General features: G+C 64.0%; 20 protein-coding genes. 10 read left to right on the forward strand and 10 right to left on the reverse strand.

Features of this window, described 5'->3' with window-relative positions; genetic code table 11:
• Positions 1 to 99 precede the first annotated feature (99 nt).
• Positions 100 to 399: a hypothetical protein gene (locus VI26_RS01045; protein WP_048407870.1), complete on the reverse strand. Its 300-nt coding sequence runs from the start codon at positions 397 to 399 to the stop codon at positions 100 to 102.
• Positions 400 to 723: 324 nt separating this feature from the next.
• A complete protein-coding gene (locus tag VI26_RS01050; protein ID WP_197081332.1) occupies positions 724 to 1,485 on the reverse strand; it encodes a hypothetical protein in 762 nt (253 codons plus the stop codon).
• A 363-nt stretch (positions 1,486 to 1,848) separates the two neighbouring features.
• Here VI26_RS01050 and pcnB point away from each other — a divergent pair, with 363 nt between their 5' ends.
• From pcnB to VI26_RS01085, 7 genes are all read left to right on the forward strand, one after another.
• Positions 1,849 to 3,207, forward strand: a complete 1,359-nt coding sequence (gene pcnB, locus VI26_RS01055; protein ID WP_048407872.1) for a polynucleotide adenylyltransferase PcnB — start codon at positions 1,849 to 1,851, stop codon at positions 3,205 to 3,207.
• A complete protein-coding gene (folK, locus tag VI26_RS01060) occupies positions 3,208 to 3,693 on the forward strand; it encodes a 2-amino-4-hydroxy-6-hydroxymethyldihydropteridine diphosphokinase (protein ID WP_048407873.1) in 486 nt (161 codons plus the stop codon). It begins immediately after the preceding gene.
• A 17-nt stretch (positions 3,694 to 3,710) separates the two neighbouring features.
• Positions 3,711 to 4,346: a deoxynucleoside kinase gene (locus VI26_RS01065; protein ID WP_048407874.1), complete on the forward strand. Its 636-nt coding sequence runs from the start codon at positions 3,711 to 3,713 to the stop codon at positions 4,344 to 4,346.
• Positions 4,347 to 4,404: 58 nt separating this feature from the next.
• Positions 4,405 to 5,196 carry a 3-methyl-2-oxobutanoate hydroxymethyltransferase gene (panB, locus tag VI26_RS01070; protein WP_048407875.1) on the forward strand — a complete coding sequence of 264 codons (792 nt, stop codon included), beginning with the start codon at positions 4,405 to 4,407 and terminating at the stop codon, positions 5,194 to 5,196.
• A 24-nt stretch (positions 5,197 to 5,220) separates the two neighbouring features.
• Complete coding sequence (gene panC / locus VI26_RS01075; protein ID WP_048407876.1) at positions 5,221 to 6,054, forward strand: pantoate--beta-alanine ligase; 834 nt, start codon at positions 5,221 to 5,223, stop codon at positions 6,052 to 6,054.
• Positions 6,055 to 6,076: 22 nt separating this feature from the next.
• The gene (gene panD, locus VI26_RS01080) at positions 6,077 to 6,457 is read left to right on the forward strand and encodes an aspartate 1-decarboxylase (RefSeq protein WP_048407877.1); all 381 of its coding nucleotides are present in this window, start codon (positions 6,077 to 6,079) and stop codon (positions 6,455 to 6,457) included.
• A gap of 225 nt (positions 6,458 to 6,682) precedes the next feature.
• Positions 6,683 to 7,096 carry a GFA family protein gene (locus VI26_RS01085; protein WP_048407878.1) on the forward strand — a complete coding sequence of 138 codons (414 nt, stop codon included), beginning with the start codon at positions 6,683 to 6,685 and terminating at the stop codon, positions 7,094 to 7,096.
• Positions 7,097 to 7,105: 9 nt separating this feature from the next.
• Here the strand turns inward: VI26_RS01085 and rraA are convergent, their stop codons facing one another.
• The 4 genes from rraA to rsxB form a co-directional block, all read right to left on the reverse strand.
• Positions 7,106 to 7,594 (reverse strand): ribonuclease E activity regulator RraA, encoded by a 489-nt coding sequence (gene rraA / locus VI26_RS01090; RefSeq protein WP_048407879.1) that lies wholly within the window; start codon positions 7,592 to 7,594, stop codon positions 7,106 to 7,108.
• Positions 7,595 to 7,713: 119 nt separating this feature from the next.
• Positions 7,714 to 9,195 (reverse strand): DegQ family serine endoprotease, encoded by a 1,482-nt coding sequence (locus VI26_RS01095; protein WP_048407880.1) that lies wholly within the window; start codon positions 9,193 to 9,195, stop codon positions 7,714 to 7,716.
• A gap of 67 nt (positions 9,196 to 9,262) precedes the next feature.
• Positions 9,263 to 9,910, reverse strand: coding sequence for an endonuclease III (nth, locus tag VI26_RS01100; protein ID WP_048407881.1), 648 nt, complete (start codon positions 9,908 to 9,910; stop codon positions 9,263 to 9,265).
• Complete coding sequence (gene rsxB, locus VI26_RS01105) at positions 9,907 to 10,620, reverse strand: electron transport complex subunit RsxB (RefSeq protein ID WP_048407882.1); 714 nt, start codon at positions 10,618 to 10,620, stop codon at positions 9,907 to 9,909. Before rsxB ends, nth begins: the two co-directional genes overlap by 4 nt.
• Positions 10,621 to 10,850: 230 nt before the next feature.
• On the opposite strand from rsxB, the gene VI26_RS01110 reads away from it, so the two are divergent.
• The gene (locus tag VI26_RS01110; RefSeq protein ID WP_048407883.1) at positions 10,851 to 12,740 is read left to right on the forward strand and encodes a methyl-accepting chemotaxis protein; all 1,890 of its coding nucleotides are present in this window, start codon (positions 10,851 to 10,853) and stop codon (positions 12,738 to 12,740) included.
• A 96-nt stretch (positions 12,741 to 12,836) separates the two neighbouring features.
• On the opposite strand, the gene acs is transcribed toward VI26_RS01110, so the two are convergent.
• The 3 genes from acs to VI26_RS01125 all read right to left on the reverse strand — a co-directional run bounded on the left by acs (position 12,837) and on the right by VI26_RS01125 (position 16,899).
• Positions 12,837 to 14,801, reverse strand: coding sequence for an acetate--CoA ligase (gene acs / locus VI26_RS01115; protein WP_048407884.1), 1,965 nt, complete (start codon positions 14,799 to 14,801; stop codon positions 12,837 to 12,839).
• Positions 14,802 to 14,911: 110 nt separating this feature from the next.
• The gene (locus VI26_RS01120; protein WP_048407885.1) at positions 14,912 to 16,591 is read right to left on the reverse strand and encodes a cation acetate symporter; all 1,680 of its coding nucleotides are present in this window, start codon (positions 16,589 to 16,591) and stop codon (positions 14,912 to 14,914) included.
• The gene (locus VI26_RS01125) at positions 16,588 to 16,899 is read right to left on the reverse strand and encodes a DUF485 domain-containing protein (RefSeq protein WP_048407886.1); all 312 of its coding nucleotides are present in this window, start codon (positions 16,897 to 16,899) and stop codon (positions 16,588 to 16,590) included. Before VI26_RS01125 ends, VI26_RS01120 begins: the two co-directional genes overlap by 4 nt.
• A gap of 474 nt (positions 16,900 to 17,373) precedes the next feature.
• On the opposite strand from VI26_RS01125, the gene VI26_RS01130 reads away from it, so the two are divergent.
• A complete protein-coding gene (locus VI26_RS01130; RefSeq protein WP_048407887.1) occupies positions 17,374 to 18,261 on the forward strand; it encodes a LysR family transcriptional regulator in 888 nt (295 codons plus the stop codon).
• 94 nt (positions 18,262 to 18,355) lie between these two features.
• Positions 18,356 to 18,841: a hypothetical protein gene (locus VI26_RS01135; RefSeq protein WP_048407888.1), complete on the forward strand. Its 486-nt coding sequence runs from the start codon at positions 18,356 to 18,358 to the stop codon at positions 18,839 to 18,841.
• A 35-nt stretch (positions 18,842 to 18,876) separates the two neighbouring features.
• Here VI26_RS01135 and ppk2 read toward each other — a convergent pair whose 3' ends face one another.
• On the reverse strand, positions 18,877 to 19,728 hold the full coding sequence (gene ppk2 / locus VI26_RS01140; RefSeq protein ID WP_197081338.1) for a polyphosphate kinase 2: 852 nt from the start codon (positions 19,726 to 19,728) through the stop codon (positions 18,877 to 18,879).
• Positions 19,729 to 19,746: the final 18 nt, after the last annotated feature.

Here is a 19,746-nt window from a genome sequence, read left to right on the forward strand (position 1 = left end):
GGGGCGAGCTTGTCTTTGCCGCGCCATGACAATGGGGCGGCATGGCGTGTGCCGGGAACGCAGGGCGCTCCCGGCGGCGCGGGAGCGCGCGAGACGGAATCAGAAACGCGCGGGCGGATCGCGGCGCAGATCGCAGCTGATCAACAATTCACCGCCAAAGCGGGCATTGATGTTCAGCGCGTCCAGCAGCGAAATGTCCTGCACGGTCAGATGCTCGCCGTTGCGGTCCAGTTCATAGCCCAGCTCATGGGCGAAATCCGCCAGCTGCTGCAGGGCGGGGGCATCGGTCGGCGTGAGCGGCGAGGCGCTCAGGCTGCCGCAAAGGGGGCGAGGTCTTCCCACGGCGTCGAAATTGGCAAAAGAGAAATCGGTATAGCTATCTTGCAGGCAGTCGTACATGGCGGTTCTCCAGTCGGGTCGCGGTTGGCGCGCCGGTTCTGGGGTATCCGCCGGCGACGCTTTAGCAGGATTTTTGGGCGCCCTGCAAGTTGTCATTAACTCGGCGCCTGCCGCGCTTGCCCCGGTGTCGGGGAAAACGCGGCGCATGCATCGATCCGCAGCGATTGGCCGCTTAACTGCCTGTGCCGGAAAAACAAAACCCGCCGGCGACTAAGAGCGCAAGCGGGTTTACCGGTTTTACGCTTTAGCTGGCATTTGTTAAGCGCCCGCAAGCTGTGTCAAATCGGCGCATGAACGTCAATCTATGCCTTTGCTTTTTGGCTGTCAACGATTTTGTGCGGCGTCGTAGCCGCGCCAATCGGCCAGCCAGCCGCGCCAGTGCGCGTGCGGCAACGCGGCGGCGGCGGCGCGCAGGCTTTGCTGCCAGTTCAGGTGGGCGGCCTGATCGAGCGCGCCGTCTATCCATTGCTGGCGCAGCCATAGCAGATGGCAGCTGGCGGCCTGGCGCGCATTGTGGTCGGAAAGCGCCTGGCTGTCGCCGGCGCGATACAGTTCCCAGCGACGTGGACCGTTGAGGTCGGCCTCGCCGGGCAGGCCGCACAGCCTGGCCAGTTCGCCCAGCGGCGTGGCCAGCTCGGCATGGCCGCCGCTCAGCGCGTCGCTCAGCGCGCAGTGCGAGGCGGCATCGGCCCCGTTGCGCAGTTGCTCCGCCAGCGGCAGGCCCAGCGCCAGCGCGCGATGGCGCAGCACCGGCAGTTCCAGCCGCGCGCCGTCCCAGCTGACCAGGCGCGCCCGGCTGTCGCGCAATAGCGTCAGCCAGTCGGCCAGCATCGCCGCCTCGTCCTTGGGATCGGCGGCGAGGCGCTGAATCACGCTCAGGCGTCCATCCTGTTGCAGCACGCCGGCGATGGCGACGACGCGGTGCAGATGGAAGGGCATGAAGTCGCTGCCGCTTTGGGCGCGGCAGCGCTGCAGCACGAAGTCGGCGACGTCGGCCTCGCCGATTTCGCCATCCAGCTGATAGAGCTGGCGGATGGCTTGCACGTCGGGAATGGTCTGAATCTGAAAGCTGAGAGTTGGGAGCACGGCGGGAGTCTTGTTGAAGTCAGCGAACCGGCAGCGATTGTATGCCGATCGCCGGAGGGGGGCAATTGGCGGCCATGGATGTTGCATTGCGGCGGGATATGGCGGCGAATTGTATTTTCTGCGGAGAATAGGGATATAATCGCCGGCTTGACTACCTTATAGTCTTGCGAATTCCAAGGTGCTGTCGCCACCCGTTTTGCGGCGGCGCCGGGATGTGTGTTTCAGTCGATCGAGGCGCCGCGCGCCGCAGAGCCTGCTCTGCCTGCCGGGGTTGCATGGAACGGCGGGACGGCCTCCCGGCCCCGATGCCGCGCCAAAACCGGTGACGACAGCGTCTGATTCCAAGTCGACTATCTTTTCATAATGATCCGCAAGTTTATCCGTAAAGTACTGGACCTGCCCGCCGGCATGGGCAAGCGCCGCACCAAGGCGCGCGTGATTCCTCTGCCGCAGCACGGCATCCGCCGCGATCAGCTCAGCTCCGCTGCGCTGAAAGTCACCACCCGGCTGCAGGAGGCCGGCTTCGCCGCCTATGTGGTGGGCGGCGCGGTGCGCGATTTGATGCTGGGGGTGTCGCCCAAGGACTTCGACGTCGCCACCAACGCCACGCCGGAAGAAGTGCACCGGGTGTTCCGCCGTTCCCGCATCATCGGCCGGCGCTTCCGCATCGTCCACGTGATGATGGGGCAGGAGACCATCGAGGTGACCACCTTCCGCGGCGGCTCGGTCGATGACACCAATGAAACCGGCCGCATCATGGCGGACAATAGCTTCGGCAGCCAGGAAGAGGACGCGCACCGTCGCGACTTCACCGTCAATGCGCTGTTCTACGATCCGTCCGACGAAACCGTCATCGACTACCATCACGGCGTCAAGGATTTGCGCGCCGGCAAGCTGGTGATGATAGGTCAGCCGGCCCGCCGTTATCAGGAAGACCCGGTACGCATGCTGCGCGCGGTGCGCCTGGCGGCCAAGCTGGGCTTCGAGATCGACGACGCCACCCGCAAGCCCATCCGCACCCACGCCCATCTGCTGAAGAAGGAGCCGCCGGCGCGCCTGTTCGACGAAATGCTCAAGCTGCTGATGTCGGGCCAGGCCTATGGCTGTCTGAAAAAGCTGCGTGAGGAAGGCATGGCGCGCGGCGTGTTCCCGCTGCTGGACGCGGTGATGGACGACAAGGGCGAGGACCTGTTCCTGAAGCTGGGCCTGGAGAGCACCGATCAGCGCATTCGCGCCGATAAGCCGGTATCGGTCGGTTTCCTGCTGGCCACCCTGTTGTGGAAGCAGGTGCACCAGCGCTGGCAGAAGCGCCTGAACGCCGGCGAGCGCCCGGTGTACGCGTTGTCGCAGGCGATTGCCGACGTCGAATCCGAACAGGACAACGATTTCGCCATTCCGCGCCGCTTCAGCGTGACCATGCGCGAAATCTGGATGCTGCAGTCGCGCTTCGACAGCCGCAGCGGCCAGCGCGCCTACCGTTTCCTGGAACAGCCGCGTTTCCGCGCCGCTTACGACTTCTTCGCGCTGCGCGGCGAAGCCGGCGAGGTGGACATGAAGCTGGTGTCCTGGTGGAATGACTTCCAGCGCGCCGACGAGGAAGAGCGCGAGCAACTGCTGGAAATCGCCAAGGCCAGCGGCGAGCCGGATCCGGCCAAGAAACGCCGCCGCCGCCGCCCGGCCAATCGCCGCAAGAGTGCCGGCGACGCGGGCGGAGAAGCCTAAGTGGCGCAAGCCTTCGTCGCGCTGGGCAGCAATCTGGAGCAGCCGGCGGCGCAGATCCGCGCCGCGCTGGACGCGATCGCCGCCTTGCCCGGCACCACGCTGACGCGGCCGTCTTCACTGTACCGCACCGCGCCGGTAGGCTATGCCGACCAGCCCGATTTCATCAATGCCGTCGCGGAAATAGACACCGAGCTGGCGCCGCGTGAACTGCTGCGTCATCTGCTGGCGATCGAGGCCGAATTCGGCCGGGTGCGCACCTTCCGCAACGCGCCGCGGGTGTTGGACCTGGACCTGCTGCATTACAGCGGCGTCGAGCTGAGCGACGCCGACCTGACCCTGCCGCATCCGCGCATGCATTTGCGCGGCTTCGTGATGATTCCGCTGGCGGAAATCGCCCCCGATCTGACGCTGCCGGGCCTGGGTCCGGCCAGCGAACTGGCTGGCCGCCTGGCCGACCAGGGCGTGGAGCGTCTCGAAAACAACTAGCTAAGAGGAAGCGAGAGATGAGTCAATTGCGTTATGTCGTGGTCGAAGGGCCGATCGGCGCGGGCAAGTCCTCTCTGGCGCGCCGGCTATCGGAATACTGGGGCGTGCGCCTGCTGGCGGAAGACCCGGCCGCCAATCCTTTCCTGCCGCGCTTCTATCGCAATCTGCCGGCCCACGGCCTCTCGACCCAGCTCTCCTTCATGCTGCAACGCGCCGACATGGCCAAGAGCATGCTGGACGGTGAACTATTGGCCAGCCCGCTGGTGTCGGACTTCCTGTTCGAGAAGGACGCGCTGTTCGCCAAGATCAATCTGGACGAGGCCGAGCAGGCGTTGTACAAACGCCTGGCCGCGCTGGCGATGCCGGAGCATCCGGTGCCGGACCTGGTGATCTATCTGCAAGCGTCGGAAGAGAATCTGCTGAGCCGGGTGGCCGCGCGCGCCGCGGAGTACGAGGTGAATTTCCCCGAGGGCTATCTGAAGCGCGTGCATCAGGCCTATAGCGAGTTTTTCCACCAGTACGAGGCCGCGCCGCTATTGATCGTCAATACCGATCACCTGAACCTGGTGGAAGGCGACGAGGACTTCGAACTGCTGATCCGCTGCATCAGCGAAGCGCGCGGCCAGCGCAACTATTTCAACAAGAGCGTCTGAGCCGCCGCGCGTGATGCGCCCTGTCGGCTGATAGACGACTGAACGAGGAAGAACGGGCATGAAAATTACCGTTAATACCCTGCAGAAAATGGCGCAGGAAGGTCAGAAGATCGCGATGCTGACCTGTTACGACGCCAGCTTCGCCGCGCTGCTGGAACAGGCCGGCGTGGAAATCCTGCTGGTGGGGGATTCGCTGGGCATGGTGGTGCAGGGCATAGACTCCACGCTGCCGGTGGCCGAGGAGGAGATGCTCTACCATGTGCGCTGCGTGGCGCGCGGCGCCAAGCAGGCGATGGTGCTGGGCGACATGACCTTTGGCGCTTACCAGCAAAGCCCGCAGCAGGCGTTCGCGCACGCGGCGCGCATCATCCAGGCCGGCGCGCACATGGTCAAGCTGGAGGGCGGCGCTTATATGGCGGAAACCACCCGCTTCCTGGTGGAGCGCGGCATCCCGGTATGCGCCCATATCGGCCTGACCCCGCAGTTCGTCAACAGCTTTGGCGGCTACCGGGTGCAGGGCAAGAGCGAAGAGGACGCGCGCCGCATCGTCAACGACGCCAAGGCCCATGCCGAGGCAGGCGCCAGCCTGGTGTTGATGGAGTGCGTGCCGGCGGAACTGGCGCGCGAGATCACCGCTGCCATCGCCGCGCCCACCATAGGCATAGGCGCCGGCGTCGATGTGTCCGGCCAGGTGCTGGTGCTGCATGACATGCTGGGTGTCTATCCGGGCAAGAAAGCCCGCTTCGTCAAGGACTTCATGGCCGAGAACGCCAGCATCCAGGGCGCGGTGCAGGCTTATGTGCAGGCGGTGAAGGACAAGTCCTTCCCGGCGGCGGAACATACTTTCTGATCGGCGAACCCAGGACATAGCGCAATGGAAATCATCCGTACCGTCGCAGCGATGCGCGCCTGGCGTCGCCAGGCGGGCAAGCTCGCCTTCGTGCCCACCATGGGCAATCTGCATGCCGGCCATCTGGCTCTGGTCAAGGCGGCGCGCGAGCACGCCGACAAAGTGGTGGTCAGCATCTTCGTCAACCGGCTGCAGTTTGGCCAGGGCGAAGATTTCGGCGCCTATCCGCGCACTTTCGACGCCGATTGCGACAAGCTGCGCGCCGCCGGCGTGGACGCCTTGTTCTTCCCCGAGGAGCAAGAGTTGTATCCGCGCGTGCGCCAGGACTTCAATGTGGAACCGCCGAATATCCAGAACGAGCTGTGCGGTGCGTTCCGGCCCGGCCATTTCCGCGGCGTCGCCACCGTGGTGACCAAGTTGTTCAATATCGTGCAGCCGGACCTGGCTTGTTTCGGCAAGAAGGACTTCCAGCAGCTGCACGTGATCCGCGCGATGGTCGACGACCTGAATTCGCCGATCGAGATCGTGCCGGTGGATACCGGCCGCGCCGACGATGGCCTGGCGCTGTCCTCGCGCAACGGCTATCTGAGCGCGGAAGAGCGCGCCGAAGCGCCGCGCTTGTACCGCAATCTGACGCGGCTGCAGCAGCGGCTGCAGGATGGCGACAATGATTACGCGACGCTGGAGCAGGGCGCGCGCGACGATCTGGCCCAGGCGGGCTGGACCGTGGATTACGTGGAAATCCGCCAGGCCGATACCCTGGCGGTGGCGCACGCCGGCGAAAAACGCCTGGTCGTGCTGGCGGCCGCGCGCCTGGGGCGCACTCGGCTGATCGACAACATCGAAGTGTTCCGCTGAACAGCGGATCAAGGACGCAATCATGCAGCGCAATATGCTTAAATCCAAGCTCCACCGGGTCACCACCACGCACAGCGAGTTGCACTATATCGGCTCCTGCGCGATCGACGAGAACCTGCTGGAAGCGGCCGACATTCTGGAATACGAAGAAGTGCAGATCTGGAACGTCACCAACGGCGAGCGTTTCGCCACCTACGCGATCAAGGCGGAACGCGGCTCCGGCACTATCTCGGTCAATGGCTCGGCGGCGCGCCGCGCCGCGCCGGGCGATCTGCTGATCATCGCTTCTTTCGCCCAGTACGAGGCGGCGGAACTGAAGGATCACCAACCCAAGCTGGTCTTCGTCGACGCCAATAACCAGATGACCGAGGTCAAGGGCGCCACGCCGACACAGGCGGGCTGATCCGTTCCGGTTTTGCTTGCAAGCAGCGGCCGCCCATGGGCGGCCGCTGTTTTTGTTGCGGCACAGCATCAGCTTGGCGGCGGCGGTCCGCTTATTTGCGGCTGGGGCTTGGCGTTGGCGGCGCTGCTGAATCATATTTAAAAAGCGGGGGTGTCTGGCTGGCGGCATGGAGTGCGCCGGCCGTGGTTTCCCGGCCGTCGTCAACCCAATAGCGAGGGAGGCATCATGAGCACGAGCCAGAATCTGACCGGAGGCTGCCTGTGCGGCGCGGTGCGCTACCGTTTGCGCGGCGAGCCCTACGATGTGGTGCACTGCCATTGCAAAAGCTGTCGCCGCGTCAGCGGCGCGGCCTTCGTTACCTGGTTCACCGTACGGGTGGCCGACCTGGACTGGCGCGGCGAGAAGCCGGTGCTGTATCACTCCTCTGCCGCGGTCAGCCGCGGTTTCTGTCCGCATTGCGGTTCTACCCTCAGCTATCGGCACGAGTCCGACCCGGAGGAAATCGACATCACCGCCTCGTCGCTGGATCATCCGGAGACGCTGGCGCCGGCCGGGCATATCTGGTGGGAACAGCATCTGATCTGGGGCAGCCCGGCCGCACAGCAGGAATTGCCCGTCTATCAACGTAGCGAGGCCTGAGCCTGCGCGTCACGGCGCCGGGTGCAGCGCGCCGGGCGCGACAACCACGCCGTCCTCGTCGGCGTACAGCCAGTGGCCGGGGCTGAAGCGTACTTGGCCGAACTCTATGCTCAGATTGCGTTGGCCTTCGCCGCGCTTCACCGATTTGCGCGGATGGGTGCCGAGCGCGCGTATGCCCAGCGCCAGCTTGTTCAACGCGGCGCTGTCGCGCACGCAGCCATTGATCACCACGCCGGCCCAGCCGTTGGCCACCGCCAGCACGCCCAGTTGATCGCCCAGCAGCGCGCAGCGCAGCGAGGCGCCGCCATCCACCACCAGGACCTTGCCGGCGCCGTTCTGGCTCAGCGCCTCGCGCACCAGGCTGTTGTCCTCGAACAGCTTCAGCGTTTCGATGCGGCCATAAAAGCGGGGCAGGGCACCGTAGCGCTGCAGTATCGGCGCCATCACTTGCAGCTGTTCATCGAACTGATCGCATATATCGGCGGTGTGAAAGTCCATGGCGGCTCCGGGTAATGGATGGCGAAAGCTTCATCCTAGCAGCGGATCGGGAACGCCGATACGCGCTGGCAATGAAAAAGCCGCCTGGCGGCGGCTTTGGGCAATGCTAAGAGCTTGAGTTACTCCAGGCGCAGCGGCACGAACAATACCGCCTCGTTGCGGCGCACCAGCAGCGCGATATGGCCTTTGGCGCTGGCCAGCGCCTTCTCGAAGCTGGCGATGGTGGAGACCTCGACCTGATTCAAGCCCAGAATCACGTCGCCGGCTTGCAGGCCGGAACGGGCGGCCGGGCCTTGCGCCTTTTGGATCAGCAGGCCGCCGCGCACGCCCAGATCGGAGCGCTGGCTCGGCGTCAGCTCGGACAGGGTCAGGCCCAGCTTGCCGAACTGGAAGCCCTGCGGCGAGCTTTCCTCCTGCTGCGGCTGTGAGCTGGGCGCCTCCTGCGCCAGTTCCGCCAGCGTGGCTTCCAGCTCCTTTTCCACGCCTTTGCGCCATACCGTCAGCTTGATCTTGGTGCCGGGCTGCAGCGAGCCGACCAGCAGCGGCAAGTCCTTGGAGCTTTCAATGGCCTTGCTGTCCAGCTTCAGTATGATGTCGCCGGTCTGCAGGCCGGCGCGAGCGGCCGGGCCCTTGGGATCGACGCGTACCACCAGCGCGCCGTTGGGGCGCGGCAGACCGAAGGATTGCGCCAGCTCCTGCGTCACTTCCTGGATATTGATGCCTAGCTGGCCACGGCTGACCTTGCCCTTGGACTTCAGTTGCTCGACCACATTCATCGCCAGATCTATCGGAATGGCGAAGGAAATGCCCATGAAGCCGCCGGAACGGCTGTAAATCTGGGAATTGATGCCCACCACTTCGCCGCGCAGATTGAACAAGGGGCCGCCGGAATTGCCGGGGTTGATCGCCACGTCGGTCTGGATGAAGGGAACGAAGTTCTCGTCCGGCAGGCTGCGGCCCTTGGCCGAGACAATGCCGGCGGTGACGGTGTTTTCGAAGCCGAACGGCGCGCCGATGGCGGCCACCCATTCGCCCACTTTCAGGTCCGCCGGGCTGCCGATCTTGACGACAGGCAAGTCCGCCGCCGCCACTTTCAGCAGCGCCACGTCGGTGCGCTTGTCGACGCCGACCAGCTTGGCGCGCAGTTCGCGCTTGTCGGTCAGCATCACCTTGACCTGCTGGCTATCGGCCACCACATGGGCATTGGTCAGGATGTAGCCGTCGGCGCTGATGATGAAGCCGGAACCGAAGGACACGCTTTCTTCCGGCGGCTGTTCGCGCTGCTGCGGATGATTGGGAATGAAGCGGCGGAAGAAATCGTACAGCGGGTCGTCTTCCGGCACCGGAATCGGCAGATTGCTTTGCTGGGAAGCGCCGCTGTCTTCGCGGCTGGCCTGGATATTCACCACCGCCGGGCCGTCGCGGCTGACCAATTGGGTGAAGTCCGGCAGCAGCATGGCGACGCGGCCGTCCTGCTGCGCGGGAATGGCGACCGGCGCCGGTTGGGAACTGCCTTTGAAGAAGCGCTCGACCTTGTCGCAGCCGGACAGCAACGAGGCTGCGAGCAAGGCGCCAACCAGGGTGCGCAGATACGTTGTCACAGGCTATCCTTTTAGGTTGATGTCTATGCGGAAATAGGGACGGAACCAGAATTTTCCAGTGGCGGAATCAATTGTCTTTAATCATAACGGTTTTTGCCGGATATTCGCAGAGATCGGCTATCACGCAGCGCTCGCATTCCGGCTTTCTCGCCTTGCAGACATAGCGGCCCAGCAAGATAAGCCAGTGATGCGCATCGACTTTGAATTCGTCGGGGATGTATTTTACCAGCTTATCCTCGACTTCTCGCACGTCTTTGCCGGGTGCGATCCGGGTGCGGTTGGAAACCCGGAAAATATGGGTGTCCACCGCGATGGTGGGCTGGCCGAAGGCGGTGTTGAGCACCACGTTGGCGGTTTTGCGGCCCACCCCCGGCAGCGATTCCAGCGCTTCGCGGGTTTGTGGCACCTCGCCGCCGTATTTTTCCAGCAATAAATGACAGGTGGCAATCACGTTCCTGGCCTTGGTCTTGTACAGGCCTATGGTCTTGATGAAGTTGGCCAGCGCTTCCTCGCCCAGCGCCAGCATCGCCGCCGGGGTATTGGCCACCGGGTAGAGCCGGCGCGTGGCCTTGTTGACGCTGACATCGGTGGCCTGCGCCGACAGCAGCACCGAGATCAGCAGCTCAAACGGACTGCTGTACTCCAGCTCGGTGGTGGGGTGAGGGTTGGCGGCGCGCAGGCGGCTGAAGATTTCCTTGCGTTTGACGGCGTTCACGCTTTGTCCTTGTCTGCTTGTTCGCGGGCGGCGCGCATCGCGGCGGCGCGCTCCATCGCCTTGCGGATCAGTTCGTTCTTGTCGACCGCGGCGGCGGGTGCCGCCGGCACCGCAGCGGGTACCGCGGCTGGCGCCGTGGCGGGCGCGTTGGGCGCGGCGGAGGCGACCGCGGCGCGCTCGGCCAGGCGCTTGGCCTTGTCGGCCTGGTCGCGCTCCTTGCGCGCCAGGCGCCGCTGATAGCGGATGCGCGCCTGGGCGGCGCGGGCCATGACCTGCTCGCGCTCGCCGTCGGCCGGGTCCGCCACCGGAACCAGGTCGATGCAATCCACCGGACAGGGCGCCAGGCACAGTTCGCAGCCGGTGCATTCGGCGGCGATGACGGTATGCATCTGCTTGGCCGCGCCGACGATGGCGTCCACCGGACAGGCCTGGATGCACAGGGTACAGCCTATGCAGCTGTCTTCGCGTATCACGGCCAGCGCGCGCGGCTTGGGCTGCGGGCCGTCGGCGGCGAAGGGAATGACGTCGCGGCCCAGCAGCTCCGCCAGCGCCCGGATGCCGGCGTCGCCGCCCGGCGGGCAGCGATTGATCGGATCGCGTCCGTCCGCCAGCGCCTCCGCATACGGACGGCAACCGCTATGGCTGCACTGTCCGCACTGGGTCTGGGGCAGGAGGGCGTCTATCCTTTCGACGAGAGTGATCACGGGCATGCTGTCGGATTCCGCTTCAAAAACCGCTAATTATCGACGCTAGGGCGCCAGGCTTCAACTCCTGGCGCGGCCGCTCCTTGCCGTAACGACGGTTTACCCGTCCAGCTTGGGCTCGGTTTTCGCCGCTCCTGGGCGCGGCAAGCCGCTTTTGTAAAAAAATAAACAGGATGGCTTGGAGGTGTGCACAGTTGCGCTATGGTGAAAATACTCACTTTCCCGGAGCGCCCGCCATGAAAATCGCTCACAAAGCCGGCCTGATTTCCGCGCTGGTGCTGGCCTTGACCCTATCCACCCTGTCCTGGCTGCAATACCTGAGCGTTGCGAACAGCATACGCGCCGGCAAAGAGCAGGAAGTGACCCAGGCCAGCCAGGTGCTGGCCGAGCAGATCGCCAATTGGCTGAACGGCAAGCTGGCGCAGATCCAACTGATGGCGGAAACCATAGACGCCGGCTTCAGCGGCGAGCGCATCCAGGAAGTGTTTCAGCGGCCGATGCTGAAGAATGAGTTCAAGCTGGTGTTCGGCGGCCTGGATAGCGACGGCAAGAAAATCTCCAATGACCCATCGTGGAACCCGCCGCCTACCTGGGATGCCCGCAAGCGGCCATGGTATCCGGTGGCCAAGGCGGCCTCCGGCGTCGGCCTGACCGATCCCTATCCCGACGCGGCGTCCGGGGAGATTCTGATCTCGGTGGTGGCCAAGCTGACCGACAAGGGCGCGTTCAAGGGCGCTTTCGGCGGCGATCTCAGCCTGAAATCGGTTTCGGACGCGTTGAACACCGCCACCTTCAATGGCGCGGGTTACGCCTTCCTGCTGTCCGCCGACGGCAAGATCATCAGCCATCCGGATGCCAAGCTGAATGGCAAGAGCGTCGCGGAACTGTTTGGCGGCAACGCGCCAGCCCTGGACGGCAAAGTACAGGAAGTGGAGGTCAACGGCCAGCGCCTGATGGTGGCCTTCCATCCGCTGTCGCACCTGCAGCCGGCCAAGTGGCTGGTGGGCGTGGTGCTGGACGAGGACAAGGTGATGGCCGAGGCGAGGCAGATAGGCTGGCGCGGCTTCTGGGGCGCGGTGATCGGCGTGGTGTTGAGCATGGTCATTCTCAGCACCCTGATGCAGCAGATCCTGCGCCGTCCCTTGCAGCAGCTCAAGCATTCGCTGGCCGAACTCAACAGCGGCAACGGCGACCTGACGCGGCGCATAGACGAAAGCTCCCGCGACGAATTCGGCGAAGTGGCCAAGGAGTTGAACCGTTTCATCGCTTATCTGCAGCGCTTGATCGGCGATATCCGCCAGATTTCCACGCGCGTCCACGATGGCGCGGAGCAGAGCGCCGCGGAAGCGCAGCAGAGCAGCGGCGAGGCCAGCCGTCTGCAAAGGGAGCTGGAGCAATTGGTGGCCTCCATTGGCCAGATGGCGGAGGCGTCCGGCGAGATGACATCGAATGCCGGCGCGGTGGCCGAGGCCGCGCGGCAGGCGCATGAGGAGACCGGTAGCAGGATGGTGCTGGTGACTCAATCCAGCCAGGCGATACGGCGCTTGGCCGACACCCTGGAGCAGACTTCCCTGTCCATGAACGAGCTGGCCGAGTTCAGCAAGAACATTGAATCCATCGTCAGGGTGATCACTGGCGTGGCCGAGCAGACCAATCTGCTGGCGCTGAACGCCGCGATCGAGGCGGCGCGGGCGGGGGAAATGGGGCGCGGCTTCGCGGTGGTGGCGGACGAAGTCCGCAAGCTGGCTTCGCAAACCCAGGAGGCGACTCAGGAAATCCGCAGCATGATAGAGCAGCTGCAGCGCGGTGTGGGCGAGGCCAGGGGCAAGATGGACGAAAGCCGCGATTGCGCCAGCAGCACGGTGAAGGACGCGGAGCAGATCAGCGAGATGCTGACGCGCATCCAGGATGTGATTTCCGACATCAACGCCAAGAACAGCGATATCGCCGACGCGGTGAACCGCCAAAGCCGGATGACGCGGGAAATCAACGACAGCGCCGGCAGCATCCAGCACATCGGCCAGCGCGTCAACGACGCGGCGCAGACACAGCTGCGGCATTGCAACGATACCGCCGCCGACGTGGCCGAGCAGGACAAGATGATCGCGCGTTTCCGGCTGGAGTAGCGCGCTGTTGCCGGCAAGGCCAGAGCGGCGCGCGAGGCATGAAAAAGCCGGAGCCGCATGGCGGCTCCGGCGCGGAGAATCCGGCGAGTCCAGCGTTTACAGCGGCTGTTGCAGCTGTTGCAGGATTTGCGGGTTTTCCAGCGTGGACACGTCCTGGGTGATTTCCTCGCCCTTGGCGATGGAGCGCAGCAGGCGGCGCATGATCTTGCCGGAACGGGTCTTGGGCAGGTTCTCGCCAAAGCGGATGTCGTCCGGCTGGGCGATCTTGCCGATTTCGTGCGCCACCCAGTTCTTCAGCTCGGCCGCCACTTTCTTGGCTTCCTCGCCCTGCGGGCGCGCGCCCTTGAGCACCACGAAGGCCACCACCGCCTCGCCCTTGACCTCATGCGGCTTGCCGACCACGGCGGCTTCCGCCACCAGCGGGTTGGCCACCAGCGCGGACTCTATCTCCATGGTGCCCAGACGATGGCCGGACACGTTGAGCACGTCGTCGATACGGCCCATGATCCAGAAATAACCGTTCTCGTCGCGGTTGGCGGAATCGCCTGCCAGGTAGTACTGACCGTTGAACTCTTCCGGGAAATAGGTTTTCTTGAAGCGTTCCGGATCGTTCCAGATGGTGCGCACCAGGCTGGGGAAGGGCTTCTTGATCACCAGGAAGCCGCCGCGGCCCGGGTCAACCTGGGCGCCGGACTCATCGACGATATCGGCCATGATGCCCGGCAGCGGCAGCGTGCACGAACCGGGCTTGGTGGCCACCGCGCCCGGCAGCGGCGAAATCTGGATGGAGCCGGTTTCGGTCTGCCACCAGGTGTCGACAATCGGGCAGCGGCCGCCGCCCACGGTTTCGTGGTACCAGATCCAGGCTTCGGGATTGATCGGCTCGCCGACGGTGCCGAGCAGGCGCAGGCTGGACAGATCGTGCTGCTTGGGCAGGTCCGCGCCCAGCTTGATCAGCGAGCGGATGGCGGTGGGCGCGGTATAGAAGATGCTGACCTTGTGTTGCTCAATCATGCGCCAGAAACGCGAGGCGTCCGGATAGGTGGGCACGCCTTCGAAGATGACCTGGGTGGCGCCGTTGGCCAGCGGGCCGTAGCAAATATAGCTGTGGCCGGTGATCCAGCCCACGTCGGCGGTGCACCAGAACACGTCGTTGGGCTTGTAGTCGAATACCCAGCGGAAGCTGTTGGCGGCGCCCAGCAGATAGCCGGCGCTGCTGTGCTGGATGCCCTTGGGCTTGCCGGTGGAACCGGAGGTGTAGAGGATGAACAGCGGGTCTTCCGCATTCATCCATTCCGGTTCGCACTGTTCCGGCTGGCCGTCGGTCAATTGATGCCACCAGATGTCGCGACCCTCGCTCCAGGCCACCTGGTTCTGGGTGCGCTGATAGGCGATCACGTGTTTGACGCTGTCGCAGCCGTCCATCGCCAGCGCTTCATCCACCGTGGCCTTCAGCGGCACGCTCTTGCCGCCGCGCAGGCCTTCGTTGGCGGTGATCACCAGTTTGGCGCCGGCATCCTGAACGCGGTCGCGCACCGCGCCGGCGGAAAAGCCGCCGAACACCACGGAGTGGATGGCGCCGATGCGGGCGCAAGCCTGCATCGCGACGATGGCCTCGATCACCATCGGCATGTAAATCACCACGCGGTCGCCCTTGGCCACGCCCAGGCTCTTCAGGCCGTTGGCGAACTGGCAGACGCGGCGGTGCAACTCGGCGTAGGTGACGCGGGTGACCGCGCCGTCGTCGGCTTCGAAAATCAGCGCGATGCGGTTGGCGTTGACCGCCAGGTGGCGGTCCAGGCAGTTGTAGGACACATTGAGCACGCCGTCGTCGAACCACTTGAAGAACGGCGCCTGGCTATCGTCCAGCACGCGGGTGAACGGTTTTTTCCAGGAGATCTGATCGCGCGCCAGATCGCCCCAGAACGACAGGTAATCGGCGTCCGCCTGCTCGCACAGCGTGTGGTACGCCTCGATGCCGGAGATCGCCGCCTTTTGGCGGAAATCGTCGGAAGGCGGAAAGCTGCGGGTTTCCTTGAGGACGGATTCTAGCGTGGACATAAACTTCTCCTGGATTAGCTTTGTTGTGATGCGGCCGCTCTCGATGCTGCCGGAGCGGCGTGGTGGTTTATAGGCCGGGCCGACATCCTCGGTCCGGCCTTATGTCATTGTCAATGCTTGGAGGCCCCGGATGCGCCGATGCCGGTCATCGAGCGCACGAACTGGGCTTCGAACTTGGCTTTCTCCTCGCCGGCCTGGCGCGAGTTGTCCAGCACCGAGAACAGCCAGGTGGAAACGAAGGCCAGGGTCATCGAGAAGATGGCCGGGTTCTTGTACGGGAACAGCGCGTGCTCGTGCTTGAGCACTTCCACCCATACCGTCGGCCCCAGCACGATCAGCACCACCGCCGACAACAGGCCGATGAAGCCGCCGATCACCGCGCCGCGCGTGGTCAGCCCCTTCCAGAACATGGACAGGAACAGCACCGGGAAGTTGGCCGAGGCGGCGATGGAGAAGGCCAGGCCCACCATGAAGGCGATGTTCTGCTTCTCGAACACCAGGCCCAGCACGATGGCGACCACGCCCAGCACCACGGTGGTGATCTTGGACACGCGGATCTCGTCGGCCTCGTTGGCCTTGCCTTTCTTGATCACGCTGGCGTAGAGGTCGTGCGACACCGCCGACGCGCCGGACAGCGCCAGGCCGGCCACCACCGCGAGGATGGTGGCGAAGGCCACCGCGGAGATGAAGCCCAGGAACATATCGCCGCCGACGGCTTCGGCCAGATGCACCGCCGCCATATTGTTGCCGCCGATCAACTGGGTGACGGACTTGCCGTTCTTGACCACGGTTTCCATCATTCCCGGCTGGTTCAGCACCAGCATGATGGCGCCGAAGCCGATGATGAAGGTGAGGATGTAGAAGTAGCCGATGAAGCCGGTGGCGAAGAACACCGATTTACGGGCTTCCTTGGCGTCGGACACGGTGAAGAAGCGCATCAGGATGTGCGGCAGGCCGGCGGTGCCGAACATCAGCGCCAGGCCCAGCGAGATTGAATCTATGGGGTCGGCCTTGCCCGGCGCCATGATGGCGATGCCCTTGCTATGCGCGGCCACCGCTTTTTCAAACATCATTTCCGGGCTGAAGCCCACGGTGGCCAGCACCATGATGGCCATGAAAGTGGCGCCGGACAGCAGCAGCACCGCCTTGATGATCTGCACCCAGGTGGTGGCCAGCATGCCGCCGAACAGCACATAGCACACCATCAGCACGCCCACCATCAGCACCGCGGAAGAGTAGCTCATGCCGAACAAGAGCTGGATCAGCTTGCCGGCGCCCACCATTTGCGCAATCAAATAGATGGCGACCACCACCAGGGTGGAGGTGGCGGCGAAGCTGCGCACCGGCGTCTGCTGCAGCCGGTAGGAGGCGACATCGGCGAAGGTGTACTTGCCCAGGTTGCGCAGGCGTTCCGCCACCAGGAACAGGATCACCGGCCAGCCGACCAGGAAGCCCATCGAGTAGATCAGGCCGTCATAGCCTTTTTCGAACACCATCGCGGAAATGCCGAGGAAGGACGCGGCCGACATATAGTCGCCGGCGATGGCCAGGCCGTTCTGGAATCCGGTAATGCCGCCGCCTGCGGCGTAGAAATCACTGGCGGACTTGGTGCGGCGCGCCGCCCAGTAAGTGACGCCCAGCGTGAACGCCACGAACAGCAGGAACATGATGATGGCGTGCCAGTTGGTGGGTTGCTGCTTGACATCGCCCTCGATGGCCCCGGCCGCCATGGCCAAGGAGGGCAAGCCGGCGCCGGCGGCGCAGGCCAGCTTGATGAGGCGTTGCTTCATTGCTTGGACTCCTCGACGATTTGCTGATTGAGCAGATCAAATTCGGTATTGGCGCGACGGACGTAGATGCCGGTGAGCACGAAGGCCGAAAGGATGATCAGCACGCCGATGGGAATGCCCACGGTCATGGTGGCGCCGGCGCTGATCGGGTGGCCCAGCGTGGCCGGCGAAAACGCCAGCACCAGGATGAAGCCGTAGTAGATGACCAGCATGGCTATGGTGAGCTGCCAACCCAGGCTGGTTTTCTTGTGAACCAGTTCCTGAAACTTGGGGTTGGACTGTACCTTCTTGAGCACGTCCTCGTTCATTGCATCCTCCTTTGTGGTCGCGACTTGGGATGTCGCTGTTGAAAACATAAGGGAGGTGGGCGCGGCGAATCTAATCGCTTTTTCTGATGCGCAAAATTCGTGTCACCAATGATGCAATGCAAAAATCAATAAAAATCAATTTGTTATTGTGAATTTTCTGCCTCTTATTCCAGAGTTAATATTCTATTTTTGAACAGTTTCAGGGTGTTGAACCAGGCCTTGCCTTGCCGTCATCCATGGCGGCTTCCGATAATGGAGTGGCAGAAAGCGCTTGTTATTTGGCCGGCCCTGCGCAGAAAATGGCCAACACAAATAAATATCGGGGCTAGCCTTGCCCCGGCCGCCGCTCTCCATCTTGTTGGCCCCTTCGCACTCATTCATCCCCCATCCGCGCCCAGGCGCCGGGATCTGCTTGCGGGGGTCGGAGCGGCATGCCGGCGGGTTCGTCACCGCGCATCCACGTCAGGGGAGAACATGGAAATCTATCAGTTGCGCACCTTTGTCACCGTTGCCCAGCAAGGGCATCTGACTCAGGCCGCCGAGCTGCTGCATTTGTCGCAGCCGGCGGTGACCGCGCAGATCAAGGCCTTGGAAGAAGAAGTGGGCATGCAGCTGTTCGAACGCAGCGCCGGCGGGGTGTCCTTGACCCGCTCCGGCCAGGAACTGCTGCCGCAAGCCCATTCCATTCTGAGCGCGGCGCGCGACATCATCAATCATGCGCGGCAGTTGAAAGGGCAGTTGTCCGGCAAGGCGCGGATAGGCGTCACCCTGACGCCGGACACCTTGAAAATCGGGCCCTGGGTGGCCGGCCTGGTGGAACGCTATCCCTTGCTGGACATACAGCTGCGCCACGGCGTCACCGTGGATGTGCTGAACCTGGTGCGCAAGAAGGAGCTGGATGCCGGCTTCTATCTGGGCAAGAACCCCTATGTCAACGTCGCCACCATCAAATTGACGGAACTGCCGTTCCGCATTGTGATGCCGGTGGGCTGGGAGCTGCGCCTGCAGGGCGGCGCGCCGAAGGAACTGGGCAAATTGCCTTGGGTGGGCATCTCGCAGTTCTCCAGCCTTTCCAAGATTACCGCCGAGTTGTGGCGAGAACTCAACATTTCGCCTAAGAAGGTAGCGGAGTGCGATCATCTTGACGCAATCCTTGAGCTGGTGGCCTCCGGGGTGGGGGTGGCGCTGGCGCGGGAAGAGGACGCGCTGGCCTGGCAGGACGCCGGCAGGTTGACAGTGTTGCCGGATGTGCGCAAATTGGCTGAGTTGCAATTCGTCTACCCGGCGGACCGGGTGGGCGATCTGGTGCTGGAAACCCTGCTGCGGGAGTTGCTGCAGGTGTGGCGCCTGCCGTCAGCCTAAGAACTTGTTGGGGGCGGCACTTGGACGTCGTCGCGGGGGCAAGGCCGCGCAGCCGGTTTTTACAACATCTGTTTGTGGGTGGCGAGGTGTGGCAATGACCCAGAGTTGGTTGATTGGCGCGATGGAGAATTATCGCGATGCGGTAGAGCGCGGGCAGCGGCGTTTGCTGGAAGCCCAGCACGACGCCTGTGTCACTTGGTGGTCGGCGTTCTCTCCGGCCTATCCGCTGTCGCAGCGCGATATGGAACGCCGAGTGGACGACAGCCTGCTGGTGGGGGCCAACCTGGTCCAGGCGCAGGCCGACACCCAGCGCGACTGGATGCTGCTGACCGAGCGCTGGCTGGTGGAAGTGAACCGCGATCTGCAGGCCAGGCTGGAAGCGGCCAGCGACGACGCGCCTTCGCTGCGGCCCTTGCAGCATGCCTGGCAGATCGGCAGTATGTCCGGCTCCGCCTTGTCCAAGGTGTCCCGCCAGGTGGGGCATTTCGCCGCCACCAGCCTGTCGTCCACGCCTTTGCGCGCCGCCTGTGACGCGCGGCGGGAGTGGAAGCGACAAAATCCATGTAGCTCACCGGCCTAAGCGCCAGCTGTTCGCGGCTCCACGACCGGCCCGCTTCAAATCCGCAGCAGCGCGTCGCTGTCCTCGGCGTCCATGCTGTGCGGCTCGCCCACCAGCAGCGGGTCCGCCGCGTGCGCGACGCGCGCGTCCTTGCCTGGATAATCCAGCCGCGACAGGAAGTAGCGGATGCAGTTAAGGCGCGCGCGCTTCTTGTCGTCCGACTTCACCACCGTCCACGGCGCGTCTCCGGTATGAGTGTGGAAGAACATCGCCTCCTTGGCCGCGGTGTAGTCGTTCCACTTGTCCAATGACTGAATGTCTATGGGCGACAGCTTCCAGTGCTTGAGCGGATCGTCGCGGCGCGAGATGAAGCGGCGCAGCTGTTCTTCGCGGCTGACCGAGAACCAGAACTTGAACAGGCGGATGCCGCTGTTGACCAGCATGCGTTCCAGCTGCGGCGTCTGGCGCATGAATTCCAAGTATTCGTGCGGATGGCAGAAGCCCATCACCCGTTCCACGCCGGCGCGGTTGTACCAGGAGCGGTCGAAGAACACGATCTCGCCGGCGGTGGGCAGGTGCTCGATATAGCGTTGGAAATACCACTGGCCGCGTTCGCGGTCCGACGGTTTTTCCAGCGCCACCACGCGCGCGCCGCGCGGGTTCAGATGTTCCATATAGCGCTTGATGGTGCCACCCTTGCCGGCGGCGTCGCGGCCTTCGAACAGGATCACGATCTTCTGGCCGCTCTCCTTGACCCAGTTCTGCACCTTCAGCAACTCGATCTGCAACGCCTGCTTTTGCTGCTCGTATTCCGGGCGGCGCAGCCGGCTGCGGTAAGGATAGCTGGCCGGCAGCTCCGCGCTGGTGCTGTCCTCTGCGCTGCCCTGCGGCGCGGCGGCCACTTGCAGCGCCACCGGCTGCTGGCT

Source organism: Chromobacterium sp. LK1 (assembly GCF_001043555.1).
In the GTDB taxonomy this organism is placed as follows: Bacteria; Pseudomonadota; Gammaproteobacteria; order Burkholderiales; family Chromobacteriaceae; genus Chromobacterium; species Chromobacterium aquaticum.

Coding starts and splice junctions, on each gene's coding strand:
- VI26_RS01065 (WP_048407874.1), top strand. CDS start 3,711: ATGAGTCAATTGCGTTATGTCGTGGTCGAAGGGCCGATCGGCGCGGGC.
- panC (WP_048407876.1), top strand. CDS start 5,221: ATGGAAATCATCCGTACCGTCGCAGCGATGCGCGCCTGGCGTCGCCAG.
- rraA (WP_048407879.1), bottom strand. CDS start 7,594: ATGGACTTTCACACCGCCGATATATGCGATCAGTTCGATGAACAGCTG.
- panD (WP_048407877.1), top strand. CDS start 6,077: ATGCAGCGCAATATGCTTAAATCCAAGCTCCACCGGGTCACCACCACG.
- VI26_RS01120 (WP_048407885.1), bottom strand. CDS start 16,591: ATGAAGCAACGCCTCATCAAGCTGGCCTGCGCCGCCGGCGCCGGCTTG.
- VI26_RS01125 (WP_048407886.1), bottom strand. CDS start 16,899: ATGAACGAGGACGTGCTCAAGAAGGTACAGTCCAACCCCAAGTTTCAG.
- VI26_RS01135 (WP_048407888.1), top strand. CDS start 18,356: ATGACCCAGAGTTGGTTGATTGGCGCGATGGAGAATTATCGCGATGCG.
- VI26_RS01045 (WP_048407870.1), bottom strand. CDS start 399: ATGTACGACTGCCTGCAAGATAGCTATACCGATTTCTCTTTTGCCAAT.
- VI26_RS01085 (WP_048407878.1), top strand. CDS start 6,683: ATGAGCACGAGCCAGAATCTGACCGGAGGCTGCCTGTGCGGCGCGGTG.
- VI26_RS01110 (WP_048407883.1), top strand. CDS start 10,851: ATGAAAATCGCTCACAAAGCCGGCCTGATTTCCGCGCTGGTGCTGGCC.
- rsxB (WP_048407882.1), bottom strand. CDS start 10,620: ATGCCCGTGATCACTCTCGTCGAAAGGATAGACGCCCTCCTGCCCCAG.
- acs (WP_048407884.1), bottom strand. CDS start 14,801: ATGTCCACGCTAGAATCCGTCCTCAAGGAAACCCGCAGCTTTCCGCCT.
- VI26_RS01130 (WP_048407887.1), top strand. CDS start 17,374: ATGGAAATCTATCAGTTGCGCACCTTTGTCACCGTTGCCCAGCAAGGG.
- pcnB (WP_048407872.1), top strand. CDS start 1,849: ATGATCCGCAAGTTTATCCGTAAAGTACTGGACCTGCCCGCCGGCATG.
- panB (WP_048407875.1), top strand. CDS start 4,405: ATGAAAATTACCGTTAATACCCTGCAGAAAATGGCGCAGGAAGGTCAG.